5 protein-coding genes are annotated in these 17,441 nt (G+C 61.1%); all 5 read left to right on the forward strand.

From position 1 onward, the window contains the following. Positions 1-60 precede the first annotated feature (60 nt). The 5 genes from PUN71_RS10935 (at position 61) to PUN71_RS10955 (ending at position 17,413) form a co-directional block, all read left to right on the forward strand. Positions 61-645 (forward strand): hypothetical protein, encoded by a 585-nt coding sequence (locus PUN71_RS10935; RefSeq protein WP_277798420.1) that lies wholly within the window; start codon positions 61-63, stop codon positions 643-645. Positions 646-1,310: 665 nt separating this feature from the next. Beyond that, the gene (locus PUN71_RS10940; RefSeq protein WP_277798421.1) at positions 1,311-4,172 is read left to right on the forward strand and encodes a helicase-related protein; all 2,862 of its coding nucleotides are present in this window, start codon (positions 1,311-1,313) and stop codon (positions 4,170-4,172) included. Next, the gene (locus tag PUN71_RS10945) at positions 4,172-8,761 is read left to right on the forward strand and encodes an Eco57I restriction-modification methylase domain-containing protein (RefSeq protein WP_277798422.1); all 4,590 of its coding nucleotides are present in this window, start codon (positions 4,172-4,174) and stop codon (positions 8,759-8,761) included. Before PUN71_RS10940 ends, PUN71_RS10945 begins: the two co-directional genes overlap by 1 nt. Continuing rightward, on the forward strand, positions 8,761-15,156 hold the full coding sequence (locus PUN71_RS10950) for a DEAD/DEAH box helicase family protein (protein ID WP_277798423.1): 6,396 nt from the start codon (positions 8,761-8,763) through the stop codon (positions 15,154-15,156). Before PUN71_RS10945 ends, PUN71_RS10950 begins: the two co-directional genes overlap by 1 nt. Position 15,157: 1 nt before the next feature. After that, positions 15,158-17,413, forward strand: a complete 2,256-nt coding sequence (locus tag PUN71_RS10955; RefSeq protein WP_277798424.1) for a 3'-5' exonuclease — start codon at positions 15,158-15,160, stop codon at positions 17,411-17,413. The last annotated feature ends 28 nt before the right edge of the window (positions 17,414-17,441 follow it).

Below are 17,441 nucleotides of genomic sequence, written 5' to 3' on the forward strand. Positions count from 1 at the left end.
GACTGGAGGAATCCCGAACGCACGTCAGCCCCAGTCGCAACCATAAGGCGACTGCATCTGTTGACAGTTGGCATCATGGCGGAGGCTACGCTTAGAAAGCTCATCGTGGATCCTACGGGATTTAATGATGCTGAGAGGTCAATCATCTGGGGAAAGACCAGCCAGAGTGATCGTTGGTTGTCAGCAATCGAATTATCTTATCGTAGACATTTCAAGGTCCCGATTCACATTGGATTGGATACTGCCCTTGTAGTCGAGACCGCGACGCAACTGCTAGAGACGAAGTCTCTGGTCACCGGAAGCCTTAATCCGGTTATAGAAGATCGCAATAAAATAGCTCACGGTCAATGGACGTGGCAATTGAAGAGCCGCAAAGAGAACGAGTTTCTGGTTGAATCGCGCAATCTCTCTCGTTATGACTACTGTCAAATTAAAGCAATGACGGAGTTAGTTGCGAGTATCGGTAAGCTCATTCACTTACTTGTGGTTTCTGAGCCCACTTTTCAAAGAGATTACTCCGCCATACAGGGCCGGCTTGACCGACATCGGCTTGCGTTGATGGACAGCCCCTATAAGAATTTTTGCGCGACGCTGGTCAAGGGAAAGGATCCCGCTATGTCACAAGTGGGAACCGAGGGCAAATAGGCTGGGAGCTGTCTCTCGCTGGTTACGCCAAGCTGTTTCCCCCTGCAACTAGAGCTCGTGCAAAATCATAGGTAGTCCCAACTGCAGCTGGCCTACACGTGTAAATCGACTAGGCAGACCTTGCAGGCTTAGCTGCTTTGGTATAACTACTTCGCACTTTTAGCGACGCCCGAACCTCTGCCGGTAGTAGCTTGTTTACTTCTAGGCCGCTTCCCGGAAGGATGCAAGTCCTGTTCGGCGGAATTAGGCTGCACAAAATTTATCAGCGAAACATTTTGACGGAACCCCGCAGATCGGGGCGTTTCGCGATTTGGTTTTCGTCCTTCGCCGTGGAGCAGCACGGCTATACCTGTAGCGCCAGCCGTCTTGCTGACTTGCAGGGAGGGTATGGCTTCGAAGGGCTAACCCTGCTGTCCAGTAAATCCCTTAACACCATCACACGTCGTTGCTGCCCGGTTCTTCCCCAGGGCTTGTTTATGCATCCGTGAGCCCCGGGTCTGAAGAAGACCCGAACTGGCAGCGGCACCAGTGGCCCTATATGTGCACCACCGCCAGGAAGATGGCCTGCCTTATGCCAAATTGCCGTACATAATGGCTTAGGAGGGTCTACTGCAACTGATGGGTGGCACCTCCCCATGGGGAAGCAGCAAACACAGGAGCAGGTCTTGACAGTTACAGCCGGAAACCGGGAACTCAACGTCGCACCCGGTTCGGTGGTCCACGTCCGGGATGAGGAGTGGCTGGTCACCAGCCTCGAGAAGTCCGTGGACGGATCACTCATAAGGGTCCAAGGCCTCAGCGAGCTGGTAAGGGACACCACCGCCGCCTTCTACTCCGCCCTTGACGACATCGAGGTCGTGGACCCCGCCAAGTCCAAGGTAGTTGCGGATGACACCCCCAACTACCGCAAAGCCCGACTCTTCCTGGAGACCACCCTCCGCAAGACGCCCACACCGCAATCCGCGGCGCACCTTACGGTCTCCACCCGCATGCTGTCCCGCAATCTGAAGTACCAGCAGATCGCAGTCGCCAAAGCCCTGGACACCAAGAACATCAGGCCCCGTATCCTCATCGCGGACGCCGTCGGCCTGGGCAAGACCCTCGAGATCGGAATGATCCTCAGCGAACTCGTCAAACGCGGCCGCGGCGAGCGCATCCTGGTGGTCACGCCCCGCCACGTCCTGGAACAGATGCAGCACGAACTCTGGTGCCGCTTCGCCCTACCGTTCGTCCGCCTCGACTCCGCCGGCATCCAAAAGGTCCGTCAGAAATTGCCGGCCACACGAAACCCCTTCACCTACTACAAGCGCGCCATCATTTCAATCGACACCCTCAAGAGCGCCAGATACCGCGCGCACCTCGGCAAGCTGCACTGGGACGCCGTCGTCATCGACGAATCGCACAACCTCACCAACACCGGCACCCTCAACAACGAGCTCGCCCGTATCCTCGCCCCCAACACAGAGGCCCTGATCCTTGCTTCGGCCACGCCGCACAACGGCCGCAACGAGTCCTTCGCCGAGCTCCTCCGTCTCCTGGACCCCACGGTCGTCCGCCCCGACGGGACCTTTGATCCCAAGCAGGTGGAGAACCTCATTATCCGCCGGCACCGCCACAGCCCCGAGGTCGCCCAGGAAGTCGGCGCAGACTGGGCGGAGCGGGAAGAACCTGACAACCGGCTCGTCACCGCCTCTGCAGCTGAGAATGCTATCGCAGAGGAGCTCTCGGACACCTGGCTCTATCCCGAGGGCCGGCCGTCCCCATACTCAGGTCAGCACGGGTCCTTGTTCTCCTGGACGCTCGCGAAGGCCTTTCTCTCCAGCCCCGCAGCGCTCCTGGAGACAGTCACGGAGCGTTTGAAAAAGCTCGACGCCGATGCCCCCACCGAGGCCAGAGAGACGGAGGCCCTGGGTCGCCTCAAGAACCTCGCACAGAATGCCAACACGGGCGAATCAGGCAAGTACAACGAGCTCGTCGGTTACCTCGAGAAGATCGGCGTCGGCAAAGGATCCTCAACACGGGCGGTGGTCTTCGCGGAGCGCGTCGCGACGCTCAAATGGTTGCGGGAGACCCTGCCCAAGGCCCTCGGCCTCAAGCCTGAAAACGTTGGTCTCCTCCACGGCGGCCTCAGCGACGTTGAGCAGCAGAGCATCGTGGACCAGTTCAAGCGCGGCAACAGCCCGCTGCGGGTTCTCGTCACGGGAGACGTGGCTTCCGAGGGCGTCAACCTGCACTCCGAGTGCCACCACCTGATCCACTTCGATATACCGTGGAGTCTTATCCGGATCGAGCAGCGCAACGGCCGCATCGACCGCTTTGGTCAGCGCCACAAACCGCAGATCACCACACTCCTGCTGAACCCGAACAACACCCGCTTTTCGGGCGACATTAAGGTGCTCACCCGCCTGATGGAACGCGAGCATGAGGCGCACGCTGTGCTGAACGACGTCGCCTCCCTCATGGGGAAGTACAGCGTCAAGCAGGAGGAAGACGCCATCCTGGACGTCCTGCTCGGCAAGCAGGAATTCGAAGAAACCGTTGGAGAGCCAGACCCGGACCCCGAGTCCGGCGACCTCTGGGACTTCCTCGACTTCGAAACCCTTAACCAGGATGGACCCGGCGGGGACGTACCAGTAGAAAAGCCATCGGGCCTCTATGCCACGGACCTGGATTTTCTCAACGAAGCACTGAACGAGGCATTCGGCGAGCCTCAGAAGAAACTCGGCTGGACCATCCACCCGAGCCACGGACTCGCCGAGCTGAACCCGCCCGCTGACCTCCAGCACCGGCTCGGCTACCTTCCCCAGGACTACCTCTCCGAACGCAAAGTCACCGAGCGCCTGAAGCTCGCCACCACCGTGGAAGCCGGCACCCGAGAGCTGGAAAGGGCCCGCGAATCTGATGACATGAGCTGGCCGGAGGCCCACTACCTCGGCCCGCTCCATCCGGTGCTGGACTGGGCCAGCGACCGCGCCCTGGGCTCGATGTCCCGCAGCGAAGTGCTCGCTGTCCGGGGAGACGTCGACGCGCCGCAAGTCCTGCTTATGGGCACGCTCATGAACCGGCGTGGACAGGTCGTGTCCAAGGCCTTCATCGCCGTCGAATTCCCTGATCCAAGTAATCCAAACTTTTGTATGGACCAGCCCCTAGAGGACCTGGGCGATCACCTGGCAGCCATCGGCGTCCACAACAAGGCAACCAATCCCGGCCCCGTCAGCCTCAATGGACTTCAGGCCCTCCTCCCGAAAGCCGTGGAAAACGCCAGGCAAACAATGCAGCTGACGTTTGAGTCCGCGGCCACGGCCGCCGAGCAGCGGTTGCAGTCGTGGACGGACCGCGCTACGGGCTGGACCCAGTTGTCGTTCGAGCTCGCACAGCGGGCCGAGGTCAGGAAACAGCGGGAGCGGGTCACCGAGGAACAGCTCATCGCCGAGTCGCTCGCGCCGGCTCAGCGCCTGGTGCGCCCGCTTCTAATCGTCGTTCCCCGCCATACCCCTACCGCCGTACCGGAAGGTGCTGACCAGTAATGCCGTCCTTTGATTCGATCGTTGTCGGTGAAGACTGGATTAGCGAACACTTCTTCACCACGGATTCCACCAAAGAGTCCTTCCAAGCGGAAGTCATCAAACTCCGGAAGTCCTGGGACGAGCAAGCCAAGGAAGGCCACCCCACCCCGCTGTCCCGCTTCTCCGAAGTCCGCGGGGGGCTGCAGATCCTGCTCGCCGGGCTGGCCGAGGACCCCGCGGGCGCTCGCGAGGCATACGCCCTCCTGCGCACCGCGCTCGGGTTCAAAAATACGACGGCGGCAGTCACCTTTGAGCGCAGCGGCACTGAGACATTGGTTCCCGGCGTATGGATGACAGACAACGCCGACGTCGTGTTTCTTGAGGCCGGTGCAGCCGACGCTGCTGAAGATGTTCTGTCATCGGTAAAGCCGCTCGGACGCGTGCTCGTCGACGGCAAGGAGATGCCGTCGCTGACGCTGGCCAAGCTCGTCTCGGAAATTTATCTTTCCGAACGCTCGCCCAAGTACGTGGTCGTCATGGCCGGACGGTGGCTCGTGCTGACGGAGCAGGAGCGCTGGGCCGAGGGCCGGTATCTTGCCGCTGACGCCCTGCTGGTTGCCGACCGGAACGACACCAAGAAGCATTCTGAAACCGATCGGTTCCTTGCCGTTTTTGGCCGCGACTCACTCATGCCAACCCCAGATGGATCGATCTGGTGGGATGACGTCCTAGCGGCATCCGTCAAGCACACGGTGGGTGTCTCCCAGGACCTACGGGAAGGCATCCGCCGTTCCATCGAAATTATCGCCAACGACGTGCTCAGGAGGCGGGACTCACGAGGGCTCCCGGTAGAAGATGTCGACGGTCAGGACCTGGCCCGGCAGTCCCTGCGGTTCCTCTACCGCATACTGTTCCTGTTGTACGCGGAAGCTTCCCCGGAGATGGGTGTGCTTCCCGTTGGGGCTGGCGAATACAACGAGGGCTATGGCCTGGACCGGCTCCGGGAACTGACGCTCGTCAACATTCAGTCACGGGAATCCCAGCGTGGTACCCACATTTACGAATCGCTGGAACGGCTGTTCCGGCTTGTCGACGGCGGCCACAAGCCTCGGAGCGGATCATCTGCCGCTGAGGACCCTACCGGAGACAATGAAGGACTGGTCTTTCAGCCGCTGAAGGCCGACCTCTTCCAAGAATCAGCCACTTCCCTCATCAACGATGCTAAGCTCAGCAACTCTGAACTTCAGCGCGTCCTGCAGCACCTGTTGCTGAGCAAGGAAGCCCGTGGAAAGGACCGCGGATTCATTTCCTACGCCGAGCTTGGCATCAACCAGCTCGGCGCCGTCTATGAAGGCCTGATGTCCTATACCGGCTTCATCGCCGCCGAACCCCTCTACGAGGTGGCAAGAGACGGCAACCCCGAAAAGGGTTCATGGGTGGTCCCGGTGGACCGTTCCGAATCCATCGATGCAAAGCACTTTGTGAAGTACGAGGACGAACTGACAGGCGAGAAAAAGCTTGTCCTTCATGAAACTGGTTCGTTCGTGTTTCGGCTCGCTGGCCGCGAACGCCAGCAATCCGCCTCCTATTACACCCCCGAGGTATTGACAAAGTTCGTCGTATCGCAGGCGCTCGAGGAACTGCTGGACCAGAATGACGAGAAGACCGCGGCCGACGACATTCTGAAACTGACCGTCTGTGAACCGGCCTTGGGATCTGGCGCGTTCGCCCTGGAAGCCGTCCGCCAGCTCGCAGACGAATACTTGAAGCGCAAGCAGGATGAGTTGGACGTCCGTATCCCCGCAGACGAATACCCGCAGGAGCTCCAGAAGGTCAAGGCGCAGATCGCCCTGCATCAGGTCCACGGCGTGGACCTGAACTCGACAGCCGTGGAACTCGCCGAAGTCTCCCTCTGGCTGGACACCATGGTCAAGGACCTCCAGGCGCCCTGGTTCGGACTGCGCCTGCGACGCGGCAACTCGCTGATCGGCGCCCGCCGGGCCACCTACTCCCGCCAATCGGTTAATGACAAGTCATGGCTGAAGTGCGCCCCGCAGGACGCTCCGTTGTCCGGGCTCGTCAAGGCGATGACCGACAACACCGACGACCCCGATGTAGCCGGCCGCATCCACCATTTCCTGCTCCCCGCCGAAGGCTGGGGTGCAGCCGCCGATGCCAAGGAGGTCAAGGACCTGGCAGCAGAGGCACAACAGGACCTCAAGGCCTGGCGGAACAAGGTCAGGTCCAAACCCAGCAAGCCCCAGATAGATCGCATGGTGAATCTCGGCCGCCGGGTCGAATCCCTGTGGAAGCTCACCCTCCGCCGGCTCCAGGTCGCCGAATCGGAGGCCCGCCGAGACATCGACTACTTCGGCAAGCAGCCGTCGGTTATGGAGCCGGGGGCTGCCGACACTCGGGTCCAGGCCGTCACCCGCGAGCAGATTGAGCAGACTCTTAACGACCCGAACGGCGCCTACCAGCGCCTCCGCCGGGTCATGGATGCCTGGAATGCTCTGTGGTTCTGGCCGCTGACCGAGCGGGCCACCTGCGGGGCAACACCTCCGACACTGGACGAGTGGCTCGCCGCGCTGGAAGGGATTCTTGGCCTACAGGGCAAAGAATCGAAGATGGCAGGGCAGCAGACCTTTGGTGCCGCATCGACCTGGGCAGAACTCAACGACGCCGAAAGGGCCGACCTTGAGTTTGCCCTGGTGGCCGACATTGACATCGCCAAGAAGCAGCATGCGTGGCTGCAGGTGTGCGAGAACATCGCCGCAGACCAGGGGTTCTTCCATTGGGAGCTGGACTTCGCTTCAGTGTTTGGACGCGGTGGCTTCGATCTACAGGTAGGCAACCCGCCCTGGGTTCGGCCGGACTGGGACGAAAGCGCTGTCTACGCGGAGTTCGATCCGTGGTGGCAGCTGAACGATAAGCAGACCCAGGCTCTGAAGACTGAAAAGCAGCTTGAAGCCAAGGCTGATTCCACACAGGTTCAGTTCATGTGTTCCCAGGCCGCCGGGATCGTGGCAGTCCGGGAGTTTCTGACGTCGCCCGCGTCCTACCCGATCGTGGCTGGCCTCCGTCCGGATCTTTACCGTTCCTTCATGGAGCGGACTTGGGGTTCCGTTTCCCAGACCGGAGTAGTTGCTCTGCTTCACCCGGAATCGCATTTCACCGAAAAGAAGGCCGCGCATCTCCGGGCCGAGACCTACCGCCGCTTGCGCAGACATTGGCAGTTCATCAACGAACTATCGCTCTTCGAAATACATCACCTGGTGACCTACGGTGTGCACATTTACGGCGAGCGTCGCGAATCTCCGCGCTTCAGAATGGCGGCATCCCTTTACCACCCGGAGACAATCGCACGCTCGGAGGTCCACGACGGATCCGGCGAAGTTCCAGGACTCAAAGACGGCGCTGGCAAATGGGATACCCGACCTCACCGGGAACGCATCATCAACGTGGACGAATCGGTTTTGGGTGTCTGGGCTGACATCCTCGACGAGCCGGGAACTCCCGCCGTCCAGGCTCGAATGGTCTATCCCGTCAACCAGGCAAGCTCTCGAGTACTGGAAAAACTCAGCAAAGCTCCACGAGTGCGGGAGCTTGGGCTGCAATACTCATCGGGCTGGAACGAGACGACAGACCGGAAAAACGGTTACTTCGAGGTTGGCTCTGCTGTCCCCAACTCATGGGCTGACGTCATTCTCCAGGGTCCGCACTTCACCGTAGCGAACCCTTTTGCCAAGCAGCCCAACGCAACGATGAAGAACAATCTTGACTGGACCGAAATTGACCTCGAAGCCCTAACGGTGGATTTCATCCCACGGACCAGCTACGAACCCACAGGGGACCGGGTCGCATACAACGCTGGGTATGGCTCCTGGGAGAAGATGGACGGATCGCGGATCCCTATCCGAGCCTGTTTTCGTCTGGCAATCAGCGAATATGTGGGAAGCGTAACTGGAAAACGTACACTGCAGGCTGCGATGATTCCGCCTGGTACTGCCCATATCCATGCGGTGAACGCCTATGGATTTGCCGAACCAAACAGAGCCGCTGAACTGGCCTTCATCGGCGGCATGTTCAGTTCCATTCCCTTGGATTTCATGATCAAGATGCGCGGACAAGGGCACATTCCGGCTGACTCAATTCTTTCGCTGCCGGTCAGTCGGGAGCACCCAACTGCTGACCTTATTGCTGATCTTTTTTCGAAACTAAGTGGAACGCCCGAAGCAGACGGTAGTGTGCCCATGTTGCGGCGTGGCGCTGAACGGCGCCAGGCACTTGTCGAGATCGACGTTCTCGCTGCCATCATGTTCGGGCTCAGCGAAGACGAGCTTTGCACCGTGTACAACACGCAGTTCCCTGTTCTTCGAAAGTATGAAAGCTTCGACCTCTACGATCTCGAAGGTCGATTAGTCCCCGCCGAAATCAATAGGCTCTACCGTCAACGGGGCGAGGATCTAGCCGTAGAGGAACGCACCTGGACTCACCCGCAGAGCGGTGTTGAATACATCTTCGAGTTCCCCTTCCGGAGCTTTGACCGCGAGGAAGACATGCGGAAGGCCTACGCCCACTTTTCGAGCTTGCTGGAGGAGAAGTCCTGATGTCTGAGCTTCTGCCCACCACCCAGGCCGGGGACCTGCGCCGCGGACTTTCCGACTACCTCGCCACCACCTTTGCGCTCACGGACGGGAACGCGCAGTCAGCCATCAGGGACTTCCTGGCAGATCCGGAACAGGGGCTTTTCAAGGGCGCCTACGTCCGGCTGCGGCTTCCCTTCGAAACTGCCGAGCCTGGCTGGCGCGACTGCCTGGACTGGTACGAGGGCTTCGAGCCGTACGGCCACCAGGCCAAGGCCTTCCAACGGCTCAGCAGCAAGGGTGCCCGTGGGGCATCCCGTCGCCCGGAACCCACGCTGGTCACCACCGGTACCGGCTCCGGAAAGACGGAGGCGTTTCTGTACCCAATCCTGGACCACGTGCTGCGCGCCAAACACGACGGCATTACCGGGATCAAGGCGCTCATCCTCTACCCAATGAATGCCCTCGCCAACGACCAGGCCAAACGCCTGGCTGAGCTTCTGACAACCCATTCCGAGCTGTCAGGGATCACCGCTGGCATCTACACCGGCCAGGAGGACACCAACCGTACCAAGGTGGCCCGGGACGGACTGATCAATGACCGCGAGGTGTTTCACCAGGAGCCGCCGGACATTCTGCTGACCAACTACAAAATGCTGGACATGCTCCTGCTCCGGCACACGGACGCACCACTGTGGCAGAAGTCTGCGACCAGCCTGCAATACCTGGTCCTTGACGAATTCCACACTTACGACGGTGCACAGGGCACGGACGTCGCCATGCTGCTGCGCCGGCTCGGAATGACCCTCAAGAGCTACTGGCCGGACGACTTGACGGACCATCCCTACGGGCTTAGCGAGGAAGACCTGACCCGTCCTCTCGGACGAGTCACACCCGTCGCCACATCCGCAACCCTGGGAAGCAAAGGCGACCCGGAAGCGATGCTCCGCTTCGCCGAGACCGTCTTTGGCGAGGTCTTCCCAGCCGATTCGGTTGTCACCGAAGCGCGGATGACGACCGAATCATGGATGGAGTCTGGTACCGACGCCGAGTGGCGTTCCGTGGATTCCATTGCTGAGGACCTAGCGCCATCTCTGGACCACATTTACGTAGCTCCCGGCACGGAACGCTGGTATTACGACGCAGAATCGGGTGAAGAGTTCCCAACGGAAACTTCGTTGGCGGATGCGATAGCAGACACGCTATTTCGAACTGCGCCATGTGACCTGTCGGCAAGCCTCCGTCGGCATCCCCTGACTCGCGAGGTCCTCAGGCACGCGACGCAGGCCGTGACTCTTAAGGAACTGACGAAGCGAATCTTCGGACGCCGGAGTATTCTCTGGGATGCGAATCTCGACGACGCGGAGGAGTATCTTTCCTTCTTTATTGCCCTTCTGAGCCATGTGCGAGCGACTACGGGGAGGTCGGAACTAAGCGTGGAGACGCACCTGTGGATCCGCGAAATGTCCCGGGTGGATGCCGCCGTGGACACGGTACCGCGGTTCCGCTGGTCAGATGACGGTGTTGACCAGTCCAACGATTTGTTCCTCCCCGCCGTCTATTGCCGCCATTGCGGACGTTCCGGTTGGGGCGCCGTTCTGGCGCCCACCGGCATGGACCTTGAGCTGGACGACTCCAAGATCCGCGAGGCGCGCCTGGCGAACAACCCGAGGTTTCGAACTCTCATTTCCGCCGCCGCCGAGGCTGACATCATCGAGTTCCGTCAGGACGGTGCGGAGCAGGTCCAGGGACTGCACTGGCTGCACACTGTTAACCGGGGACTTTCCAAGACTCCTCCCGCTCCTGACAGCGCTGACCTGGCCGAAGGCCGCGTCATTCCCGTGCTAATGCTGACCGGACAGGACGCGGACGAGCAGTCCAAGCGGGACGTCTGCCCATCCTGCCTGGTCAAGGAAGGCATCGCATTTATGGGCAGTGCCATCGCTACGATGCTCTCCGTGAGCATCTCCAACCTCTTCGGCGCTGAGGGCCTTGATGAGGGGGAGAAGAAGGCCCTGGTCTTCACCGACAGCGTGCAGGACGCCGCCCACCGTGCTGGCTATGTCCAGTCCCGCTCCCACACCATGACGCTTCGCACCGCGCTGCGCCGTGCTCTGAGCGAAGACACCGCGACACTCTCAGAGGTAGTCGAAGCGGCCATCGCCAATGCGAAAACGCCGGCGGAGCGTTATCAGCTGGTGGCCCCCGAATACGTAGACCGGCAGAGCTTCCGCCAGTTCTGGAACCCGAAAGCAACACCGGCCGAACAGGCCCGCGGACGCCGGTTCGCCAGGCGCCGCCTGCTGTTCGACGCCATCCTGGAGCTCGGCCTGCAATCCCGCACCGGCCGGACGCTCGAGCTTACCGGTTCTCTCGCCGTCGAAACGGACGCGGGCAACGCCACGCGCATGCTCGCCGTCGCCCGTCGGGCGTACGATTCGGCGCAGCACCAGACGATGGTGGAAGACACTCCGCCTACAGACCAGCAGTTGCTGCAGTGGATCCGCGGCACCGTGGAGCGAGTCCGCCTTCAGGGCGGCATCAATCACGAGTGGCTCAAGGGGTACATCGCCACGGACGGCAAGCGGTGGCAGATCTGGGGCGGCCGGCCCAAAGGTGAAGGCATGCCTGCTTTCCCCTCCGGACGTCCCGCGCCGGCGTTCCCGCGGATTGGTCGCGCGGAGGGCGCGACGGACAACCTGGATACCGTCACTCCATCAACCTCGTGGTACTCCCGGTGGACGGCGCGCTGCCTCGGCATTGCGCCGTCGGACAGCAGCTACCTTTCCAAGGCTCTGATCACCGCGCTGGAAGATGACAATGTGCTGGGCAAGACGAGCACCAACTCCGGAGCCGACGTCTACTGGCTGGATCCGGCAAAGATCATGCTCTCCGTTCCCGCTGTCGATGACCTCGAGTCCGGCCGCCATGTCCTTGCGTGTAAGGTCTGCAAGGCCGTCACTCCAGGGAGCCTGACCGTCATCGACCAGCTCGACGGCGCCCCGTGCACTCTGGTCCGGTGCAACGGCAGGCTGGAACGCCAGGCGGGCGACTCCCGGAACTTCTACCGGGACCTGTACTCCTCGCGGGAAAGCAAACGAGTGGTTGCTCGTGAGCACACGTCTCTCCTGGACGACAAGACCCGTATTCTCTACGAGACCCAGTTCAAATCGGGATCCGACAATCCGCAGGCGCCCAATGTCCTGGTGGCCACGCCTACTTTGGAGATGGGCATCGACATCGGCGACCTCTCCTGCGTCATGCTTGCCTCGCTGCCCACTTCAGTCGCGTCTTACCTGCAGCGCGTCGGCCGTGCAGGCCGCCTGACTGGCAACTCGCTGGTCCTCGCGTTCGTTCGGGGCCGTGGTGAGCATTTGCCCAAGCTGCATGACCCGCTGTCTGTCATCAACGGTGAGGTTCGTCCGCCTGCAACCTACCTGGATGCAGAAGAGATTCTTGGACGCCAGTATGTCGCCCACGTGGCAGACCGGTTCGCCCGGACCGCCGGTCGCCCCCACCCCCGCGACGCGGTCCAGGCTCTCGGAAGCGTTGCGCCGGGGTCGTTTATCGGCGACCTCATCCAGGACGCCACAATGAATGCCAAGGATTACCTGACTGAGTTCCTGGGCCAGTTTGGCGAAAGGGTCTCCGCGGGAAGCCGCCAGCGGCTGATTGCTTGGGCATCCGAGCACGACGACGGCGAGCCCAGCGGTCTCGCCCGGCACCTCATCCGGGCGGCAGGGGAGTGGAAAGCCGACATCGACGAGCTCGAGGCACGCCGCAAGGAAATCGACAAGGCTCTCCCCGAGCTGGAGGCCGCGGCCAAAGAAGCAGAACGGTTGGACGACAAGTCCTCTGAGGCAGTTCAGGCCCTCCGCACGGCCAAAGCGACTCTTCGCATGATCGGCGACCAGCTCAAGCAGCTCCGCGGCGACTACTGGATCTCCGTCTTGGAGGCCTACGGCGTCCTGCCCAACTACACCCTGCTGGACGATTCCGTCAGCCTGGACGTAGGGCTGTCATGGAAGGACGCCGACACGCAGGAGTTCGTCACGGACACCGTGACGTACAACCGTGGCGCCTCCATAGCGCTCAGCGAGTTCGCACCGGGCGCCACGTTCTACGCCCAGGGCATGGAGATCCTCATCGACGCAGTGGACCTCGGGCCGCAGCAAAGCCACATCCAGAAATGGCAGGTGTGTCCACAGTGCGGCTGGATCAAGACAGACGTGAGTACCAGCGCGCCGGTCGCGAGTTGCGTCAGGTGTACGACGGCGGCAATCGCCGACATGGGCCAGATCTTCGACGTCGTGGTCATGAAAAAAGTTTCCGCCGAAGTCCGACGCGACGAGGCCGCCATCAACGACCGCCGCGACAACCGTGTCCGTGAACGCTTTACGATCGCTGCGGCGGCCGACATCGACCAGCAGCACCTGCAAAAGCGCTGGTTCGTGGAAGGCTATGAGTTTGGCGCGGAGTACTTTAACCGGGTAGACATCCGATGGATCAACGCGGGGCGGACCGCGTCGAATGGCGGGGTTCGGACCATTGCCGGCGACGACGTGCGTACACCAATGTTCCGGCTGTGTTCCTACTGCGGCCAGCTCGATCAGTCGGCCAAAGAGAACCGGCCGAACGAGCACCGATTCTGGTGCAAGTTCCGGAAGGAAACCCAGGAGAGTATCAAAGAAGTAGTTCTGGCGCGCGAGCTCAATACCCAGGGCGTGGTGCTGCACCTTCCACTCGACGTTACCTACGGCGATGATTTCTCCGTGCCGAGTCTTCAAGCCGCGCTGCTTATGGGTCTCCAGAAAGTCCTGGGCGGCGCGCCTGACCACCTCGGGGTGCTGAAGATTAACGATGCCGCGCATGGCGGCGGCCGGATTGCACTCATGCTCCACGATAAGGTCCCCGGAGGCACGGGCTACCTGGCAGAGTTCGCAGATGCGAAGCGGGTGTGGGAGCTGCTGTACGCAGCCTGGGAGATCGTGCGCGACTGCAGCTGCCGGTTCGAGGAACGCCTTGCCTGCCACCACTGCCTCCTGCCGCACGCCGAGCCATGGCAGGTCGACAAGGTGGCCCGGGCAAGTGCCGAACGGCTGCTTGGTCTCCTCCTTCGCTCGGGGCAGAAGGCCGCCGATGGTGAGGTGCCGCCGTCGTACTCGAACTGGACCGTAACCGAAGAAGCGCCGAGCGCCGAAACGTCCATCGAATCACTGCTGGAAAAGCGTTTCCGAAAGGCCTGGATGGACCGCCTCAAAGCAGTGGGCGCGCACACTAGGGTCACCCCCGGTGCGCTCGCCGACACGATCACCTTCCGCATTCCGGGTCAGAACTTCCAGTGGCAGCTTCTGCCGCAGGTAGATGTTGCCGGCACACGGCCGGACTTCCTGCTGAAAGGGCCGCCGGACCCGAACTTTCCGGTGCTGGCGATTTATACCGATGGCTTCGCATTCCACGCATCGCCGGAGCACAACCGGATCGCGGACGACGCGGAGAAGCGCGACAAGCTTCGGCACACCTCAGAACTGTCATCGGCCGTGGTCCCTTGGGCCGTCACATGGGAGGATGTGACTGCCTTTGACGCGGGTCCGTCGGCGCCGGTTGCGCTGCCGTCTTGGGCCAACGCAAAACTCAACGCACAGCTGATGGCCAGGTTCCCCGTGGACGCGTCCATAATGGGCTTGCTGGGCCGGGATGCCATGAGCATGCTCTGGCAGTGGGTCAACAAGCCGGATCCTGAAGCCTGGACCAAGTTCTCAGAACTGGTGCCGCTGATGCTCATGCAGGAGAAGCCGCAGCCTTCGGACGCGGACGCCGTCTACGGGCATGCTGTGGCCTTGGCCCGTGGAGAAGGGCCACCGCTGCCCACCGGCAGTGTGCCCGCTTGGACGTGCAGATCCGGCAGCATCGGCTTTGCTGCCGCGGGCTCGCCTAACAGCCTGTCCACGATCGCCGTCGGCCTTTGCCTTGATGATCGGCAAGATGCACTGGCTTCTTCTTCACACGAAGCCTCTTGGCGTCTTTGGCTGCAGCTCTCGAACCTCCTGGCATTCAAACCCATAGGTTTGACCATCGGATCCGTAGCTTCCGGCGTGAGCGCCGGCGGCTCGGTTGCTGCAGAAGTCGCGCGCCAGGAGATGGCGGACGAGGTCGGACTTGCGTGGAAGCCACTTCTGGATCAGGCAACTGAATTCGAGAAAACATTGCTGTTGCAGCTTGCCACTGCCGGTTTGGATATTTTGCCGGAGCTCGGATACGAGGTGGACGGCGTGCCAGTTTCAATCGCCTGGCCGGACCACCACCTTGCCGTAGTATTCGACGGTGACGAACGTGAAGGGCTGGAAGCCTCGGGATGGACCACCGTGGGAATTGACGTTGATGAAATACGCGAACTGCTGAAGGCAAAGGGGGCTTGACGTGGCACTCGTGACTTGGATCAAGCAGAAGGACAAGATCGACGGCGCAATGAAAGCCAAGGTCTACTCCTTCTTTGAAAAGTTGCAGAAAGACGACACTGCACCGGGCCTCCACATCGAACCGATGCATACGCCTGCGGACCCTCGCGTCCGCACGGGCCGTATCGATTTGAACTACCGCGCCGTGCTGTTCAAAGTCGCCTTTGAGAACATCCCGCACTACTTCTACTACGGTGCATGGCCCCACGACCAGGCAATCGACATCGCCCGGTCTAGCGTGCTGCAGGTGAACTCTGTCAACGGTGTCCTCGAGGTGGTGCGTGCATCAACACCGACTCCCGTGCCGCCGTCGGACACTGCGACCGAGGAGCCAGTCGAGGTGATCGAGCCGGAGGCTCCCGAGGATGTAGAGCCCGAATCACCACAGCTCTGGACGAACCCGCTCGGAACGTGCGGGATGGATCAGGGTGAGCTGGTGGCAAGCCTTGGTCTCGCTGCCGATCTAGTGAGCCGAGCCTTCGCTGCTTCATCAGATGAGGAGCTTCTGGATGTACTGAGTGATGCCCCGGAGTGGCAGGCCACGGCGTTGCTGGAGCTCGCCGCTGGGACATCCGTCTCAGAGGTACGGGACAAGCTGGCCCTGAGCCGCTATGTCGACGACCCGGAGGAGTCCGAAGAGGACAAGATCAAGCGGGCGCTCGAGCACCCGGCAACGAAGATGCAGTTCACGTTCGTGGGGGACAACTCCGAAGAACTGAAGAAAGTCATCGAAGGCGGCGACTTCGACTCCTGGCGTACCTTCCTCCACCCCGAACAGCGCATCTATGCCGAACGCCGCTACAGTGGATCCTTCAGGCTTTCCGGCGGTGCCGGCACAGGCAAAACCGTTGTGCTGCTGCACCGGGCAAGGGCACTTGCTCTTGCGGAGCCGTCTTCTCGTATAGTGCTGACGACGTACACCACCACCCTTGCTGAATCGCTTGAGAGCGGACTGGCAAAGCTTGACCCGGGGCTTCCTCGTGCGTCCAAGCCTGGTGATCCGGGCATTCATGTCGCCGGTGTGGATTCGCTCGTCAACAAGGTATTCCGTGCCGCCTCCGAAGTGGAACAGCGGCAGTCGATGAAGGACCTGTTTGGCCTCGAGGCTGCAGCTCCAGGCAAGATACTGGAGGCCGATCGAGCGCGCCAACAATGGGAATCCGCGCTTAGCGACGTGGAGCACAAGCTGGAGCCCGAGCTCGCCAACCCCACGTTCCTGCAGCAGGAATACGAGACCGTTGTGCTGCCAAACTTTATTACGGGTAAAGACGAGTATCTCAAGGTCCCCCGCGCGGGGCGCGGCACCGCACTGAACCGAGCCAAGAGGCTGGCCGTGTGGAAGGTCATCGAGGGCTACAGGTACTACAACCGGATCGACATGCATGCCTCCTTTGTTGAGATGGCGCACCTCGCAGCGTTGATCCTGAGGCAGCGCGCCGAGAATGGCCTGACTCGGATGGCAGATCACGTTCTTATCGACGAGGCCCAGGATTTGCATGCAGGTCACTGGCTCTTCCTCCGGGAACTGGTGCAGCAGGGTCCTGACGACCTGTTTATTGCCGAGGACTCGCACCAACGCATTTACGGACAGAAGGTGCCGCTGTCCCGTTTTGGCATCGGAATTGTCGGCAGGTCTCGGCGGCTGACCCTCAACTATCGCACCACACAGCAGAACCTGGCGTACGCCGTCGGACTTCTGAAAGGCATTCCCGTCACGGACATCGAGGGCACCGATGAATCCGTCAACGGATATACGTCTTCCCGTGTGGGACCGAAGCCTCAGGAACACGCGGCAACGTCCTATGTGGAGGAGCTGGACAACCTCGCCCAGACGCTGCGGACATGGCAGGAGGAAGGCGTGCCGCTTGAAACAGTCGGCATCCTGGTTCGCGCGAACTTCCAGATCGGCAAGGTAATCAGCGGACTAAACGAACGGGGACTAGAGGCGCGAATTGCTGGATCCGCCGCTGCCTCCGGGGTGCCTGCAGTGATGACCATGCACCGATCAAAGGGCATGGAGTTCACCCGAGTTGTTCTGTTCGGCATGTCGGATCAGTCGATGCCCGCCGCATACCAGCTGCAGAACCTGGCTCCGGCCGAACAAGCGGATGCGCTTCTGCGCGAGCGTTCGCTCCTCTATGTGGCTGCTACCAGGGCCCGCGACGGGCTTGTCGTCTCATGGAGCGGCAAACCGTCAGAGCTGCTTGGTACAAAGTAGTTTCCATACATAACGGCAATTGGGGGAG

The organism is Arthrobacter sp. NQ7 (genome assembly GCF_029581595.2).
GTDB classification, from domain to species: domain Bacteria; phylum Actinomycetota; class Actinomycetes; order Actinomycetales; family Micrococcaceae; genus Arthrobacter; species Arthrobacter phenanthrenivorans_B.